The following is a 15,818-nucleotide window of genomic DNA, read 5'->3' on the forward strand; positions in this document are numbered from 1 at the left end:
TGATGTTCGTCTGCGCCGGGAGGCTCCCTCGGCGTCGGCAGAACGTTACCACCCTGTCTCCACCGATGCTCACACCCACTCAGCGTCGGCAGAAGCGGAAAAAGTCAGGCAGAAGCAGAGGGAGTCAGGCTTCGGCCGCGACATCATCCCCGTCATCATCGCGGACCCATTGCAGCACATCGCCCGGCTGGCAGTCAAGCGTGCGGCAGATGCCTTCGAGCGTGGAGAAACGGATTGCCTTGGCCCGGCCGTTCTTGAGCACAGAGACATTCGCCGGCGTGATGCCCACCTCTTTGGCGAATTCCCCTACCGACATACCCCGCTGGGCGAGCAGGACATCGAGATTGACCTGGATCGCCATTCAAATCACCGCCTGAAGTTCGTCACGCTGCGCCGTGGCCGAGACCAGCAGGGCGCGCAGGACGATGATGAGCAGCAGCATTGCGAACAGTCCCAAGGCGACGAGCAGCGCGCCCAACGGCACGGCGAGTGGTTTGAGATGCGCGATGAACGCGGTATGCACAAACAAGGCGAGCGCGATGATTGCGGCGATGCTGACGCAGGCGATGATGATATCGACCCAGATCAGAGAATCGTGTGTGAATACGATGCCGCGGCCCGACAGCGACGCCAGTTTCCATACGGCGACCAGACCGATTTCGAAACATGCGAGCGCTGCAATCACCGCCAGCAGGTAGCCGGTCGCATATGGCGCGTATTGCGGGGCGTCCTGGGCGCTGCGCCGTGCGACAAGCGGCAGGGCCCATACCTGCGCGGCAACGGACATGGCGATGAATACGACCAGCGCGACTTTGAGCACCACAATTACGACCGGGCTGATGCCGCTGTCTGAATCCGCGGGTTGTTCCACTGTGGACGGATTGTCGCCCAGATTGCCCGACGTAGCCGATTCGTTGTGTCTGCTGCGCACAGGCGGCTTCCCATTGTGCTGCCGTGGATGCTGCGGCTGTTCGATTGCCATGGATGTCTTCCTTCCTCACACGGCGGTTGCCGCGTCGGTATGTCCAGCATAGCAGTATCGATAAACGAGAGAAACATATCGTTTCTCGATGTGTAATATCTGTGATAAATCGATTATCGATAGACATGTATCGACATTCGATACTTACGATGAGGATATCCAAGGTCGAGAAGGAGCAACCATGACATCGCCGACACCATCGCAGCATCAGGACAAACCAGTACATCAGACCCAACAAACACAGACCCAACAAACACTGGTGCAGCAGGCGAAGCAGACACAGGCAAAGCAGACACAGGCGAAGCAAATGCCTCGGCCCGTGCAACAGCAGCATCCCATGCCACTGACACACCCCTATCCGCACGGAGCTGCCGGCACACCGTACACCACCCCACCCACAGCACCCTTCGCGCCCAGACGCGACCCGCTCGCCGCCCCCGACGGCTCGAAGCCGGCCGACCGCAGGCTCCTCGCCATCACCAGCGCCGCGATTATTCTGCCGATTCTGTGCGACCGTCTCGTGTTCGCATGGTCGGACGCCAACACGTATACGCCATGGTTCGACGGATTCTGGCTCGCCGTCATTGCCACCGTCGCCGTCCTGTTCTTCCGCACCGCGCATCGCAGCCTCATGTGGTGCTTCACCACCATCGCCACGGCGATGCTGTGCGCCTATGCGATTGCGATGCATGCGGCCGGCAAAATCGACGACAGCTGGGCGACCACCACCTTCCTCGCCGTTCCCTGCCTGACAATGATGTCCCTACAATTGTCGGATGGCAGGTTCGACTCCCACCACCCATGGCCGACCGTCAAACGCTGGATGCTCGGATGGATTTCTCCCTTCACCAAACTCAATGCGGTCGGCTCGACACTGAGTCACGCCCAACACGCTATACACGCATTCTCATCGAAGAATGACGACAATACAACCCCATCGGATAGCGACAGTACACGCAGCGAGTTGCATGCTGGACAAATGACCACAGCCTGCCGCATCCTGCTTATCATCGTGGTCGCCGTTCCCCTGCTCGTCGCGCTCACAGCGCTTCTGGCTTCCAGCGATCTGGTGTTCAATTACGCGCTGCGCCGCATGATCGGATCGATCGACATCTCCGAATTCGTGCGCCACGTGCTCATCATCGTGTTCCTGTTCCCCTTCTGCCTGTCCATCCTCGCGCAGACCGAAGTCACCAACCGGCTGCGCATGCACGCGTGCACGCCGGCGACCGCATCCGCCGCCCAGCCCAGCCAAGACAAACACGCCTTCGACACGACAGTGGCCGCCGTTGTCCTCGCACTGGTACTCGTCCTGTACGCAATGTTCTGCGCGATCCAGTTCGCTTTCCTGTTCAGCGGCCGGCAACTGCCTGACGGCTACACCTACTCCCGGTACGCCCGGGAAGGATTCTTCCAGCTGCTCGCCGTCGTATACGTGAACCTCGTCGGCTACGCGTTGATCCTGTGCCGGGTACGCCGCACCACACCCCTGACCGGCATGCTCATCGTGCTGATCGGCGAAACCGGGGTCATGCTTGCCTCGGCTCTGTGGCGTCTGCACTTGTACATTGGCGCGTATGGGCTCACCTGGCTGCGTTTGGAATCCCTGACCTTCATGTGGATGCTCATCGCCGTGCTCATCCTGTGCCTCGTACGCCTGTTCGTGCCTCGTCTGCCGCTGGCAACCATCGGTTTCATTCTCGTGGTCATATGGTATGTGGCACTGGTGCTGTCGAATCCGAACAACATCATCGACGCCTTCAACCAGGCGCGTCAGATCACCGATGCGATATGAGCTCCAGCCGCTGAGCGCGGTCCAGCAGGAACGGCACTAGACTGGAGACCATGTCTTACCGCATCGCATTCGTATTCGACGACACGCTCGACGTGCTCGACGGCGTGCAGCAGCATATCGTGACCCTGGGCAAGGAACTCGCCCGCCGCGGCCATGACGTGCATTACCTGGTCGGGCAGACCGAACACTCCCCCGTGCCCAATACGCACGTCATGTCACGGAACGTGATGGTGAGCGCGAACGGGAACCGCATGCGCATCCCCCTGCCGGCAAGCCGCCGGCTCATCGCACGCACGCTTGCGGAAGGCGATTTCGACATCTTGCACGTCCAAGCGCCTTACAGCCCGTTCATGGCGGGTCGGGTGCTCAAGGCGGCGTCGCCGAATACCGGCGTCGTGGCGACCTACCATATCGCGGTCAGCGACCCGCTATCAGCCATCGGCGGGCTGGCGCTTGGGGCGATCAACGCGCACACTCACCGGCGTATCGACGAAGTCATCGCAGTGTCCGATGTCGCGGCGCGCTATGCGGCGCTGACCGCACATACGAACGCACGCGTCATCGCAAATCCGGTGGATGTGGCCATGATGCGCGATCGGGCTGCCGCTGTCAATGTCGGCACATTGGACGGTGACACCATCGCCCCGCATATCGTGTTCCTCGGCCGTTTCGTCAAACGCAAGGGCGCGGATATCCTGCTTGATGCAATCGAATACGGCGAACGACATCGGCTCTTCCCCGCCGGCACCCATGTGACGATGGCCGGCAAGGGCCCGTTGCTCGAGGAATGCCGGCGCCGGGCCGCCGGGTTCGACACGCCGGTCACCTTCACCGGATTCATCGAGGAATCCGCCAAACCCGCCCTGTTGCGCAGCGCCGATGTCGCTGTCTTCCCCGCGACGGGCGGCGAGTCCTTCGGCATCGTGTTGCTGGAGGCAATCGCCTCGGGCGCGAAAGTCACGCTGGCCGGAGACAATCCCGGATACCATTCCACACTGCTGGGCGACACCGATGCGCTGTTCCCTGTGCGCGGCCGCGAAACCGCGCGGATACTGGCACAACGCATCGCGCGCGCCATCGATGATGCCGCATGGGCGAAACAAGTGCATCGACGCGAGAAACTCCTGCTTGAACGTTATGACGTGCGCACCATTGCCGACCAGGTCGAACAGGTGTACGCGCAGGCGATTGCCAAGCGCCGGGCAGGTCGGGCAGCCTGAGAACACAGCCTTCGCAGAACAGCCCGATACAACGATTGAGGCCACACAACAGGCGGGGATCGGGATGCCCGCAAACCCAGCCCGATGCGGCCTCAATCGTAATACCGGCATCCGCCGGCGGTATTCACGCACACGCCGGCGGACACCAAGCGCGCCAAATCAGGTGTCGATCTTGCTGCGATCGAAATCGTCCGCGTTCTCGACGATGAACTGCCGTCTCGGCGGCACCTCCCCACCCATGAGCAGGTCGAAAATACCCGCCGCCTTCTGCGCGTCCTCCATGCGGATGCGCCGCAGCATGCGCGAGCGCGGGTCCATGGTCGTGTCCGCCAGTTGGTCGGCGTCCATTTCACCTAAGCCCTTATACCTCTGGATGTCGGGGTTGTAGTCGATATGCCGGCGTTCAAGGTCGGCGAGCTTGCCGGAGAGCTCATCGTCCGAATACGTGTAGATGAACTCGCCCTTGTGCTTGCCAGCGAGCGCGATGCGATGCAACGGTGGGACAGCCGCATATACGTGGCCGGCTTCAATCAGCGGCCGCATATACCGGTAGAACAGCGTGAGCAGCAGGATGCGGATATGCGCGCCGTCAACATCGGCATCGGTCATCATGATGATCTTGTTGTACCGTGCCTGGCTCAGGTCGAAGCTCGCGCCGGAACCCGCGCCCACCACTTGGATGATCGAGGCGCATTCCTTGTTGGACAGCATTTGCGACAGGCTCGCCTTCTGCACGTTGAGAATCTTGCCTCGGATCGGCAGTAGGGCCTGGAAGCTTGAGTTTCTGGCGGCTTTCGCCGTGCCAAGCGCGGAATCGCCCTCGACGATGAACAGTTCGGCGATATCGTCGTTGCCGGGCTGGCAGTCGGAGAGTTTCGCCGGCATGGATGCGGCTTCGAGCGCGTTCTTGCGGCGGGTGACCTCTTTGGTCTTGCGCGCCTGGATGCGCGCGTGCATCTCGCCGACAATCTTCTCGAGCACCCTGCCGGACTGCTCTTTGTAGCCTCGTTTCGAGCCGGTAATCATCTCGCCGAACTGCTGCTCGGTCATCTTCGAGACAATCGGGCGCACCGGGGCCGTGCCGAGCACGTCCTTGGTCTGTCCTTGGAACTGCGGTTCTGCGATACGCACGGTGACGACCGCGACCAGGCCGGCGAGGATGTCATCGCGTTCCACGCGGGTCTTGGCGTCCTTGAGGTTGACTTTCAGCTTGCGCGCATTATCTTCGACGCTTTTGCGAATCTGCTTGGTGATGCCTTGCAGGAACCCGTCGACGTGCATGCCGCCGCCCGGAGTCTCGACGACGTTGACGAAGCTGCGCAACGTGGTGTCATAACCGTTGACCCAGCGCAGGGCGATATCGACTTTGCAGGTGCGCTCGATGTTCTGCGCGTGCAATTCACCTTTACTGTCAACGGCCTGTGTTTCCTCGGTATAGGTGTCTTCGCCGCTGATGCGCCAGATATCGCATACCGGTTCGCCTTTGGACAGGAAGTCGACAAAATCCTTGACGCCGCCGGTGTGGAGGAATTCCTCGACCCTGCGGTGGGGGCGCGCCGCGGATGCGAGGACTGCCTGACTTGCCGCCTGCGCTTCGCGATTGTCGGTGGTGTCGTCCGCCGCAGTGTCTTCAACTTGCCCGGTGTCGGAGTTGTCGTCAGCATGGTCTGCGTTGTCGGAACTGTCGACATCGCCGATACCTGCCTCGGTATCGTGTCCGAGCGTGTTCCCGGCAATGCCCGCGGCGTTCTCCGGCGTGTCAACTTCAAGCATCGCATCGACGGATGCATCGCCGGTTTCAGGGATGTTCTCGTCGATGACGGTGATTTTCAATCCAGGAACAAGGAAGGTTGTCTGACGAACCCGATCGATAAGCTGCTCATAGCTGAACCGCGCGGTATCGTTGAAAATCTCCGGGTCGGCCCAGTAACGGATACGCGTGCCCGTGGTCTTCGGCGAGACCTTGCCGATGACTTCAAGCTCAGTCGCACGGTTCTTGCGCGTGCGTTTGAACGGGGAGTCAGGCGATGGCTTGGACGGGTCGGCGTCCTGGTAGACACCGGGATGCCCTTGATGGAAGGCCATGTGGTAGGTCTTGCCGTTGCGGTCGACTTCGACGTCAAGACGGGAGCTCAACGCGTTGACCACGGACGAACCCACACCATGCAGACCGCCTGCCGCATTGTAAGAGGCGTTGCCGAATTTCGCGCCGGCGTGCAGCTTGGTCAGGACGACCTCGACGCCTGTAAGGCCAGTTTTCGGCTCGACATCGACTGGGATGCCACGGCCGTTGTCATCAACCTCGATCGAGCCGTCGGTATGCAGGATCACCTTGATGTCGTTGCAAGCGCCCGCGAGCGCCTCATCGACGGAATTGTCGATGATCTCCCACAGGCAGTGCATCAGGCCCTGGCTGTCGGTCGTGCCGATATACATGCCAGGGCGTTTGCGCACAGCGTCGAGCCCCTCGAGCACGGTCAGGCTGTCGGCGCTGTAGTTTTCCTTTGCCATAATCCCCATTCGTTGTCTTGCGTTTCGTTTCCCGCCATCGCCTGTCCGTATGCGTGCCGCTCTGACAATCAAGAGCGGCACGCATACGGCGTCACGTCACTGGTCGAGGAAGTCGCGCAGGGTCTGCGAACGCGAGGGGTGACGCAGCTTCGACATGGTCTTCGATTCGATTTGGCGGATCCGCTCGCGGGTCACGCCGTACACACGCCCGATATCGTCCAGCGTCTTGGGCTGACCGTCTTCAAGGCCGTAACGCATCTTGATGACGCCCGCCTCACGCGGCGACAGGGTTTCCAGCACCTGCTTGAACTGCTCCTGCAACAGCGAGAAGGCCACGGCGTCGGACGGGGCGATGGCATCGGTGTCTTCAATCAGATCGCCGAATTCGGAATCGCCGTCCTCACCGAGCGGGGTGTGCAGGGAAATCGGCTCACGGCCGTACTTCTGCACTTCCTGCACCTTCTCGACCGGCATGTCAAGTTCGCGTGCCAACTCGTCGGGCGTAGGTTCACGGCCAAGATCCTGCAACATCTGCCGCTGGACACGGGCGAGCTTATTGATGACCTCGACCATGTGGACGGGCACGCGGATCGTGCGCGCTTGGTCGGCCATGGCTCGTGTGATGGCCTGGCGGATCCACCACGTGGCGTAGGTCGAGAACTTGAAGCCTTTCTTCCAGTCAAACTTCTCGACCGCACGGATCAAACCGAGGTTGCCTTCCTGAATAAGGTCGAGGAACAGCATGCCGCGGCCGGTGTAGCGCTTGGCCAGCGATACGACCAGACGCAGGTTCGCCTCGAGCAGGTGGTCCTTGGCCTTCTTGCCGTCGGCTGCGGCCCACTTGAGTTCGCGCTTGCGCTTGAAGCTCATGCCTTCGCTCTCGGTGTCCAGCAGATGCTGGGCGTACAGGCCTGCCTCGATTCGCTCAGACAGGTCGACTTCCTGTTCGGCGTTCAGCAGGCTGACTCGGCCGATCTGCTTGAGGTAGTCCTTGACCGGATCGGCGGTGGCCCCTGCCGCAATGACACGGCGCTTGGGGTTGCCTGACGGGGTGAGGTTGTCGTCGTCATCGTCATCGCGCATGACGAACGCGCCCTTGGCCTTCGGCAGGACTTCGGGCTCGCGGTGCTTGGGTTTGTTCTCCTCGTCATCCTCGGAGTCGTCCTCGCCCTCATCGTCATCCTCGTCGCTGGAATCGATGTCGTCGTCAAGGTTGTCGGGATCGTCGCCTTCGTCGAGGTCGTCGAAGTTCTCGATGTCCTCGTCGTTGATGTCCTCGTCGTCGTCGAGCTGCGTCTCGTCATGTTCGGCGGCGGCTGGCTCTGCGCGCTTGGCGGTACGCTTGCGCGGCGTCTTGGTAGCGGTTACCGTGCGGGATGCCGTTTTCTTGGCCTTCGGCGCCGCGCTCTCACCGCCCGACGCCTTCGCCGCCTTCGATGTCTTCGCACTCTTCGCCGCCGCGGTCTTCTTGGCGGATGCCGACGTTGCGGACCTCTTGGTCGCCTTGGCCGGTGTCGCAGCCTTCTTCGCCGTGCTCTTGCGGGTGGATGTGGTCTTTTCGGTCTGATCAGCGTCTTTCTTGCTTGCCGTCGTTTCCTTGGCCAAACTTATCCTCCTGCGTGTTCCCGCCATACCGCGGCCAAACGAAGGGCGCAGTTATGGCAAGGGCAAATCGTCAACTATAGAAGTTAACCATCTTTCGTGGACGAATATTCCCGCGCGATTGCGACAGTGAGGCGAGATATCGCAGCCTGTACACGATGTCACAGGGAGCACCACTGCGGTTTCGTGCCGTTGTCGAGCGCGTCGATGACGATGCCGGCGAGCGTGCACGTGGGATCGAGACGCAGGGCGATTCGCGCGAAGATATCCGTTCGCTCATCGTCTCCCCACCACAACAGATAGGCCAGACACGCCGCGATATTCGACCGATAAGACACCGGTACGAGTTCAATCATGCGATCAAGCATCTTCGCGGAGGCACGCAGACAACCAATACGCGGAACTGCCTTGGGCTCGTCGAACGCTTCGGTGAGCAGCCTGCCCATCGTCACTGCATTACTGGGACAAGACGGTTCCGCAGCGAACCGCAGCAGCGTCTCCTGATCAATCGGATCGATGCTGACCGACGAGACGATCAGAGCGTCACGAATGGCGATATTCTGCCGCATCCCCACCGCAAGCCTGATCAGAAGCTGGTCGTCGGCAGGCAGGTGCGACCCTCCCTCACGCTGGTTGCGATGCCACATCCGCAATGCCTCACCAACCCACAGCCGAGTGCCGATAACAACGCCTTCCTCATGACGCAATCCCCGGTATCGCGCATTCTGGAAGTCAACCCAGGCTTCAGGCAACAGACCGGGTGATTTCCACGCCCTCCACGTCCCTTCCGGCTCGGGCAGCTCCTCCCACCGGCGCAACGGCAAGCGGCCCCCTTGCGAATACCAGTATCGGGGGAAAAGCCGCGAGGCATCCGCCCCGGGCAGCGGCTCACCCTTTTCATATGTCCATTCCCAGTAGCGTGCCAACGCGTTGAATACCAGCCGACTCATTTGTGGCTGTGTGCCGTCCTTGTTGTCGTCTTCCATGATTCCCCCATCCCCCAGTCAATGCCGGGACTTCGTGCGGACACCTCGTGCATCCGCCCCTGTTCAGCTTGCAGTACGGCGATAGCGTCCGTCCAGCGTGGCAGGCGAATGTGGTCAAAGGATGCGAACTGCCCCAGGTATCGCTTCGCTGTCGCCACGCCGCACCAGCCGCGTCCGCCGGAACATCCCGCTCGTCGGCGCTCGCCGCGTTCATTGCCGACCGCAGGGTTGATTGCCGACCGTCCCCGTGCGACACGCCCTCTGTCACCCGCCGGGAATGTCGCAACGCTGTGGATACCCTCGTAGATATGAGCATGCCGTCAGATCTGGAACGTATTGAACAGCGCATCGATGACCTGGTCCGCGAACACCTCGCCGTGCCCGACGCCGAAATCGCCGCGTCGTGCCGAAATGTCCTCCACGAGGTCGCCACGCAAGCGGTCGTCTCAAGCCAAGGGGGCAAACGGCTCAGAGCCCGCTTGGCGCTCGCCGCGTTCGATGCCGCAGGCCTTCCGGTCACGTCGCAGGCACGGGATGCGATGACCGACCTCGCCTGTGCAATCGAGGTGTTCCAGACCGCCGCGCTTGTCCATGACGACATCATCGATGATTCGGACCTGCGCCGGGGCAAGCCGAGCGCCCATCGCGCGCTCGCACAGCAGACGCACAGCGAATCCATCGGCCGTGGCCTGGGGCTCATGCTCGGAGACATCCTCGCGACCGTAAGCATCTCGATCGCCAACGCCGCGGCATCGTCGCTGGGCAATCCCGACACGCTGCGTTCGGTGTTCCTCGGCATGCAACGCGATGTCAGCGTCGGCCAGGTGCTTGACCTCGCGGTCGAGCTCACCCCATTGAGTGACCCGGCACGCCTCGCGGATGCCTCACTCAACGTTTTCCGTTGGAAAACCGCCAGTTATACGACTATGGCACCGCTGCAACTGGGATTGACGGCGGCGGGGACCGACCCGCAGGTCGCAGGGCCGCTCAGCGAACGCATCGGCAAGCCGCTCGGCGTCGCATTCCAGCTTGCAGACGACTTGCTTGATGTCATCGGGTATACGAAAAACACCGGAAAACCCGTCGGCGGCGATATTAAAGAAGGCAAACGCTCCGTGCTGCTCGCCGACGCACTCGCTTTGTCGAACGCCGATGACCGCAGCGAACTGACCGCCATGTACGAGGCCCCCTCACGCGACGCACGGCAAATGCGCCGCGGCATCGAAATCTTCACCACAAGCGGGGCGGTCGAACTCTCACGCGAACGGATCCGCAAGCTGTGGGCGCAAGCCGGCCAGGCCATCGCCGAAGCAGAACTGCCGCAGACCTCACGCGACATGCTCCTCGAGGCGTGCCGCACCTTCATCCCCGATTCCTGCCTGTGATCCGGCGGCAACGTTCGTAGACCCCGGCAGGCGGCGAGTAGCCCGAGGCATGTAGACTAGTGTCATCACCATTGAGTAAAGGGCCTGCGAACATGACTGAAACTGCGAGCGAAGGGCAGATCATCGACGACCGGTACCGTATCGTGCGCAAAATCGCCGACGGCGGCATGGCGACCGTGTATGAGGCGATTGATGTGCGTCTTGACCGGCATGTCGCCGTCAAAGTGATGCATGCACAGCTGGCGCAGGGGCCGCATCGCGAACAGTTCGTGGAACGATTCCACCGTGAGGCTCGGTCCGCGGCGGCCATTGCAAACCCACATATCGTCCAGGTCTACGACACCGGGGAGGTTGATGGCCGCAACTATCTGGTCATGGAATACGTTCATGGCGTCAATCTGCGCTATGAGATGAACCAGCAGGGGCCGTTCACCGTGCGCGAGACCCTGCGTATCGTCGCGGAGACGCTGGACGGGCTTGCAGCCGCGCATCGCGCAGGCGTCGTGCACCGGGATATCAAGCCGGAGAACATCTTGCTCAACGACCGCGGCCATGTCCAGATCACCGATTTCGGGCTGGCGAAGGCCGCGTCGCAGGCCACGCTGTCCACGACGGGTATGCTGTTGGGCACGGCAGCCTATCTGGCACCGGAGATGATCGAGAACAACCAGGCCACGCCTCAGGGCGACCTGTATTCAGTGGGCATCATGGCCTGGGAGATGCTTGCCGGTGAGCCGCCATTCCAGTCGGATAACCCGGTGACGATGGTGTTCAAACATGTGCACGAGGACGTTCCCCCGGTGATTACCCGCTGCCCGGGCATCGAACCGTCCGTCTCCGAATTCATCGCGCAACTGACGGCACGTTCGGTTGAGGACAGGCCGGCGGACGCCATGGAAGCGCAACGACTCCTGCGCACAGTGATTTCCGGGATGCCGATGGAGGCTTGGCTGTACCGGCGGTCGGACGATCCTATGCGCGACGAATCCACCGGCGACGGCGAATCCCCGTTGGCGCCCAACGGCTTGGTCGCCTCGCGCCGCGAAGGCGGGCACGATGCCGCGGCATCAACAACGGCAGTGGCACAGTCGGATTACCCGCCGCAGCCGCCGGCACCGTCGTCATCCGCAGCGACGTCCGCGACGGCATCCGCCGACATGTCCTCCGACACATCTGCCACAACACCTTCGGACGGGCGATCCGGCGCCGCTAACACGCCGGATACGCGTACCCGCATCCTTGCAACCGACCCGAACGCCGCAAGGAAGCCGCGCAGCATCACCAGCCAGGACGCCTTCACCCAGGCAATCACCACAACCGACACATCGGATATCGAACCTTCCGGCGTCGCGGAGCATTCCCGTGGCGGGCGGCGGCGCAGCAAGGTTCCGATCATCATCGCCGCCATTATGGCCGTCATACTCGCCGCCGGCGCAGGATGCGGCGCATGGTGGTATTATCTGGGCCCCGGCAGCTATTGGACCATGCCGAAACCCACTGACCTGACATGCAAGACAGGCAAGACCTGTACCATCAAGAATGTCAGCTGGAGCTCATTCCGCAGCACTCTCAACGTCGCCGGAATCCCCTATTCCGTCGCCCAGGAATACAGCGATACCGTCGAAGAGGGCAACATCATCTCAACCACGCCGTCCACGGTCGGCGCGCATATCAGCAAACGCAGCGCGGGCAATGTGAAAGTCACCGTGTCCAAAGGCGTGCGGCAGGCGACCATCCCCTCAGATATCACCGACCCATCGACCGACAACGGCAAGGACCCCCTGACCGCCCTCGAAAAGGCTGGCTTCACAAACATTTCGCATAACATCAACGATGACGAGTATTCGCTGACCGTTCCAAAGAACGCCCTGCTGAGCATCTCCCCCAACCCAGGCACCACGATGGAGCATAACGACAGCGTGGTGGTGAAACTCTCCTTGGGACCGATGCCGGTCAATATGCCGGATGTCGTCGGCAGAACCAAAGACGAAGCGCAGGCCTTGTTCGACAGCTTGCAGCTCAAGGCCACCTACAGTGAGGAATACAGCGATACCGTGCCAAACGGCAACATCATCTCGGCATCACAGACGGTCGGCACCCAACTGCACTGGGGAGACACCGTCGACGTCGTGGTTTCCAAGGGCCCACAGATGGTGACGCTACCTGATGTAACCGGCAAAAGCACCAGCGATGCGACTGCGGCCTTGCAAGCGCTCGGTTTGGAGGTGAAGGTCAGCGCCCCGCTCGGCGACCTGACCCACACCGTGCGGTTGCAGTCGCCGTCCGCCGGCCAGCAGGTGCGTGTCCGGGACGCGAACGGCAACAAGACCGTGATCACACTGACTGTGGTGTGACCGCCGCGGACTGCGCCTCCTGTTCGGCCTTCATCCTTGCCTTGACGGTCTGCGCATACTCGTCGACATACTCCTGCCCGCTCATCTGCGCGATGGCGCGAACCACGCGATCCGTCAGCTCACGCAGCTCCTCATGCGTCACATCCTGCGGGTCCTTGCGCACGACCGGAATCGGCGCACCGTATATCACTTTCGATTTGCCTTTGTTTGGAATCACCTGACCGGGCTTTTGCAGGTCGCGAGAGCCGATGATCGCCGTCGGAATAATCGGGCAACCGGTTTCGAACGCGAGACGAGCGGCACCAGTGTGCCCGCGATACAGCCTGCCATCGGGGCTGCGGGTGCCTTCGACATGGATGCCGAACAGGTGCCCGTCTTCAAGAATCTCCTTGGCGTGGTTCAACGCGCCCAAGGACTTCGACCCTCCCGAACGGTCCACCGGGAACACGCCCACGGACGTGAACCACCACTTCTTGAAGCGGCCCTTAATGCCTTTGCCTTCGAAGTATTCGGCCTTGCCCATGAAATGAATCATGCGCGGGCATGTCATCGGCAGCAGCGCGTCGTCAATGACCGCAAGATGGTTCGCCGCGATAATCGCCCCACCCTTGCGCGGGATGTTTTCAAGCCCTTCGACAGTTGGATTGAACCGACGCCTTGCAATCGGACCCAAGGTCCGGACGAAAAACCAGTAGAGCACGAGGGCTCTCCCTCCCAGCGACTTGACTTGACGCTCGTTTACAGTGGTACCTATGACTGAGCACAACAATACCAATGCGTCAGGAGAGCGTCCAATACCTGGGCCCGGCGAAGGCTCGCAAGGCGGCTCCTCCTCCGGCGAGCCGCTTGACGAGGCATGGGAGGCGTTCGCTCACGATCACGCACGCGATCTCGAGGACGTGGAGCGGTCTCGAAATGCGAAACGATTCGAACGACACGCCCGCCGTGCTGAGAAGAAAGCGCTGCTTTCGGTCGATGACCTCGATCAGGGCACTTTCACCGACGACGCCATCGGGGCCGGCCGCGGACCGCGAGACAACACGAGCTCAAGTTGGTTGGACACCGATGACGTGATGGACCGATACAGCGACCGCTTTGTGCCGCCCACCTCTTTCACGCCCACACCGCACAGCACCATCCTGTTCACCGCGTTGACAGTCATCGGCATGTTGGGAATCATCGCCTCGGTGCTTGTGCCCAAATTCACGGGAATTATCGGGACGGTCTGCGCGATTTGCCTGCTGCTTGGCATTGCCGGATTGGCGGCGAGCCGACGGGGGCATGCCCATCACGACAATCCGTTCGATGATGGCGCCCGTGTCTGACTGAACGGATGAAAGCAAGAACGCACGCACCCGGTTAGGGGAAACGCCTAGACTTGTTCGGAAATCCAGAGGGGCTGTCCGGAGGTTTCCCGGACAGCCCCTCTGATATGTATCCGAAGGTGATGTATTTTCGAAGATGATGTGCATCCGGAGGTCGGATACATACACGGACTAGCACCGCGGCTGCGCCAACGACAGGGTTGCCAACGACAGGGTTGATGTCACTGCGTCACACCCATGCCGCCGTGGCAGGGGTGTGACGCTGGCTGTCGATTGTCTCGTCGGCCGGCGCGTCACACGCCACGTCATAGCCGCACCACGGCGTGAATCATGCTCGCTTGGACTGCGCGAGCTTGACCCAACGCTCCAGCAGGTCCTTCGCCTTGCCGGAATCAACGGCTTCCTGAGCAAGTCCGTACGCCTGACGGAAGCGATCAGTAAGCGACCCATCGGCGATGAGATGGCCGTCGGCGACGATGGCGGAAGCGGCGTTAAGCAACGCGGTCGTCCGCGAAGCAACCGGCTTGCCATCAAGGAAGTCCCTGAAAATGCTGGCATTGAGCTCAGGCTCGCCGCCGCGAAGCTGTTCAGGGGTCACCGGGTCAAGGCCAAGCTCGGTGATGGGATTGAATTCGGTGGCCGTGACCTTGCCATCTGCAATCAGCCACACGGAAACCGGGCCGGTCGGAGCCATCTCGTCAAGGCCTTCGCTCGAGGTGTACACCATGCCGCTTTGGCCGCGATTGGCGTACACTTGCGCCATCAGCGGGCTCAATGTGCGGTCTGCGCAACCGATGGCGACATGCTTCGGATTCGCCGGATTCGTCAGCGGCCCCAGCACGTTGAATACGCACGGGATTCCCAGCGCTGAGCGGACCGGGCCGACAAAGCGCATGGCTGGGTGGAAAGTCTTGGCGAAGGCGAAGGTGATGCCGATTTCATCGCCGATTTCCGTCACTGCTTCCGGAGCGAGATCAAGCGGAACACCCAAGGCTTCAATGACATCGCCTGAACCGCACTTCGACGATGCGGCACGATTGCCGTGCTTGACGATTTTGACGCCGGCCGCCGCGGCAACCACAGCTCCCATGGACGACAGGTTCACGGTTGCGGCTTTGTCGCCGCCCGTTCCGACGATATCGGTGGTTTCGCCCGAGACGTTGAGCGGCACGGCGTGAGAGACCATTGCCTTTGCTGCGCCTTCGATTTCGTTCGCGGTCAGGCCAAGCTGCTGCTGGGTTGCAAGGACGGCGCCGACGCATGCAGGATTGGCATTGCCGTTCATGAGATCGTTGACGAACCACCAGGACTCGTCCGCATTCAAATGATTGCCGTTGACGAGTTCTGCGAGAATCGATTTCCAAGTGATCTCGGTCATCATGCCCTCCTGTGCATCTGATGTTATTGTTTGTGGCTTATTGTATCGATTTCATGTGTTCTGCCTTGTGAACGTCCACATTCTGAGGCTTCTACCGGAAATTCGTGCGATGTCAGGGCAATTGCGGCAGTCAAGCCGGGTTGACCGGCACCGCTGGCGCGGCGGATGATGTTCAGGGACGTGCAGATGTGCATCATTCGCATACATATCGTCCGAGTAAATACATATCGTCCGCATATGCAAACGGACGGCGGCGCCACCATGGGTTTCCATGATGACG

12 protein-coding genes are annotated in these 15,818 nt (G+C 61.3%); 5 read left to right on the forward strand and 7 right to left on the reverse strand.

Annotation, left to right across the window (positions count from 1 at the left end; genetic code table 11):
• Positions 1–124: 124 nt before the first annotated feature.
• Together ACTQYB_RS00215 and ACTQYB_RS00220 are read right to left on the reverse strand one after the other, a co-directional pair.
• Positions 125–361: a helix-turn-helix domain-containing protein gene (locus tag ACTQYB_RS00215; protein ID WP_029576475.1), complete on the reverse strand. Its 237-nt coding sequence runs from the start codon at positions 359–361 to the stop codon at positions 125–127.
• Positions 362–982 carry a DUF2975 domain-containing protein gene (locus ACTQYB_RS00220; RefSeq protein WP_441481668.1) on the reverse strand — a complete coding sequence of 207 codons (621 nt, stop codon included), beginning with the start codon at positions 980–982 and terminating at the stop codon, positions 362–364. It abuts the gene before it with no gap.
• Positions 983–1,163: 181 nt separating this feature from the next.
• Between ACTQYB_RS00220 and ACTQYB_RS00225 the strand changes: the two genes are divergently transcribed.
• Positions 1,164–2,777 carry a DUF4153 domain-containing protein gene (locus ACTQYB_RS00225; protein WP_441481667.1) on the forward strand — a complete coding sequence of 538 codons (1,614 nt, stop codon included), beginning with the start codon at positions 1,164–1,166 and terminating at the stop codon, positions 2,775–2,777.
• 50 nt (positions 2,778–2,827) lie between these two features.
• Complete coding sequence (locus tag ACTQYB_RS00230) at positions 2,828–3,997, forward strand: glycosyltransferase family 4 protein (protein ID WP_441481666.1); 1,170 nt, start codon at positions 2,828–2,830, stop codon at positions 3,995–3,997.
• A gap of 159 nt (positions 3,998–4,156) precedes the next feature.
• Here the strand turns inward: ACTQYB_RS00230 and ACTQYB_RS00235 are convergent, their stop codons facing one another.
• From ACTQYB_RS00235 to ACTQYB_RS00245, 3 genes are all read right to left on the reverse strand, one after another.
• Positions 4,157–6,508, reverse strand: a complete 2,352-nt coding sequence (locus tag ACTQYB_RS00235) for a DNA gyrase/topoisomerase IV subunit B (protein ID WP_441481665.1) — start codon at positions 6,506–6,508, stop codon at positions 4,157–4,159.
• Positions 6,509–6,604: 96 nt separating this feature from the next.
• A complete protein-coding gene (locus tag ACTQYB_RS00240; RefSeq protein WP_321046666.1) occupies positions 6,605–8,140 on the reverse strand; it encodes an RNA polymerase sigma factor in 1,536 nt (511 codons plus the stop codon).
• Between the two features lie 131 nt (positions 8,141–8,271).
• On the reverse strand, positions 8,272–9,096 hold the full coding sequence (locus tag ACTQYB_RS00245) for a hypothetical protein (RefSeq protein WP_441481664.1): 825 nt from the start codon (positions 9,094–9,096) through the stop codon (positions 8,272–8,274).
• 308 nt (positions 9,097–9,404) lie between these two features.
• On the opposite strand from ACTQYB_RS00245, the gene ACTQYB_RS00250 reads away from it, so the two are divergent.
• Together ACTQYB_RS00250 and ACTQYB_RS00255 are read left to right on the forward strand one after the other, a co-directional pair.
• Positions 9,405–10,481 (forward strand): polyprenyl synthetase family protein, encoded by a 1,077-nt coding sequence (locus ACTQYB_RS00250; protein WP_412171087.1) that lies wholly within the window; start codon positions 9,405–9,407, stop codon positions 10,479–10,481.
• Positions 10,482–10,573: 92 nt separating this feature from the next.
• Positions 10,574–12,835: a protein kinase domain-containing protein gene (locus tag ACTQYB_RS00255; RefSeq protein WP_441481663.1), complete on the forward strand. Its 2,262-nt coding sequence runs from the start codon at positions 10,574–10,576 to the stop codon at positions 12,833–12,835.
• Here the strand turns inward: ACTQYB_RS00255 and ACTQYB_RS00260 are convergent.
• Positions 12,816–13,535 (reverse strand): lysophospholipid acyltransferase family protein, encoded by a 720-nt coding sequence (locus ACTQYB_RS00260; protein WP_412171089.1) that lies wholly within the window; start codon positions 13,533–13,535, stop codon positions 12,816–12,818. The genes ACTQYB_RS00255 and ACTQYB_RS00260 overlap by 20 nt on opposite strands.
• Positions 13,536–13,587: 52 nt before the next feature.
• On the opposite strand from ACTQYB_RS00260, the gene ACTQYB_RS00265 reads away from it, so the two are divergent.
• Positions 13,588–14,160: a hypothetical protein gene (locus tag ACTQYB_RS00265; protein ID WP_321047062.1), complete on the forward strand. Its 573-nt coding sequence runs from the start codon at positions 13,588–13,590 to the stop codon at positions 14,158–14,160.
• Between the two features lie 328 nt (positions 14,161–14,488).
• Here ACTQYB_RS00265 and trpD read toward each other — a convergent pair whose 3' ends face one another.
• Complete coding sequence (gene trpD, locus ACTQYB_RS00270; protein WP_101452192.1) at positions 14,489–15,538, reverse strand: anthranilate phosphoribosyltransferase; 1,050 nt, start codon at positions 15,536–15,538, stop codon at positions 14,489–14,491.
• Positions 15,539–15,818 lie beyond the last annotated feature (280 nt).

Origin of the sequence: Bifidobacterium sp. LCP19S3_E9 (assembly GCF_052121135.1) — a bacterium.
Classification (GTDB): Bacteria; Actinomycetota; Actinomycetes; order Actinomycetales; family Bifidobacteriaceae; genus Bifidobacterium; species Bifidobacterium thermacidophilum.

What these genes read in the sequence shown, in the direction of transcription:
- ACTQYB_RS00245 (WP_441481664.1), bottom strand. Translation starts at nt 9,096, where the DNA reads ATGGAAGACGACAACAAGGACGGCACACAGCCACAAATGAGTCGGCTG.
- ACTQYB_RS00240 (WP_321046666.1), bottom strand. Translation starts at nt 8,140, where the DNA reads ATGGCGGGAACACGCAGGAGGATAAGTTTGGCCAAGGAAACGACGGCA.
- ACTQYB_RS00255 (WP_441481663.1), top strand. Translation starts at nt 10,574, where the DNA reads ATGACTGAAACTGCGAGCGAAGGGCAGATCATCGACGACCGGTACCGT.
- ACTQYB_RS00230 (WP_441481666.1), top strand. Translation starts at nt 2,828, where the DNA reads ATGTCTTACCGCATCGCATTCGTATTCGACGACACGCTCGACGTGCTC.
- ACTQYB_RS00265 (WP_321047062.1), top strand. Translation starts at nt 13,588, where the DNA reads ATGACTGAGCACAACAATACCAATGCGTCAGGAGAGCGTCCAATACCT.
- trpD (WP_101452192.1), bottom strand. Translation starts at nt 15,538, where the DNA reads ATGACCGAGATCACTTGGAAATCGATTCTCGCAGAACTCGTCAACGGC.
- ACTQYB_RS00215 (WP_029576475.1), bottom strand. Translation starts at nt 361, where the DNA reads ATGGCGATCCAGGTCAATCTCGATGTCCTGCTCGCCCAGCGGGGTATG.
- ACTQYB_RS00225 (WP_441481667.1), top strand. Translation starts at nt 1,164, where the DNA reads ATGACATCGCCGACACCATCGCAGCATCAGGACAAACCAGTACATCAG.
- ACTQYB_RS00220 (WP_441481668.1), bottom strand. Translation starts at nt 982, where the DNA reads ATGGCAATCGAACAGCCGCAGCATCCACGGCAGCACAATGGGAAGCCG.
- ACTQYB_RS00235 (WP_441481665.1), bottom strand. Translation starts at nt 6,508, where the DNA reads ATGGCAAAGGAAAACTACAGCGCCGACAGCCTGACCGTGCTCGAGGGG.
- ACTQYB_RS00250 (WP_412171087.1), top strand. Translation starts at nt 9,405, where the DNA reads ATGAGCATGCCGTCAGATCTGGAACGTATTGAACAGCGCATCGATGAC.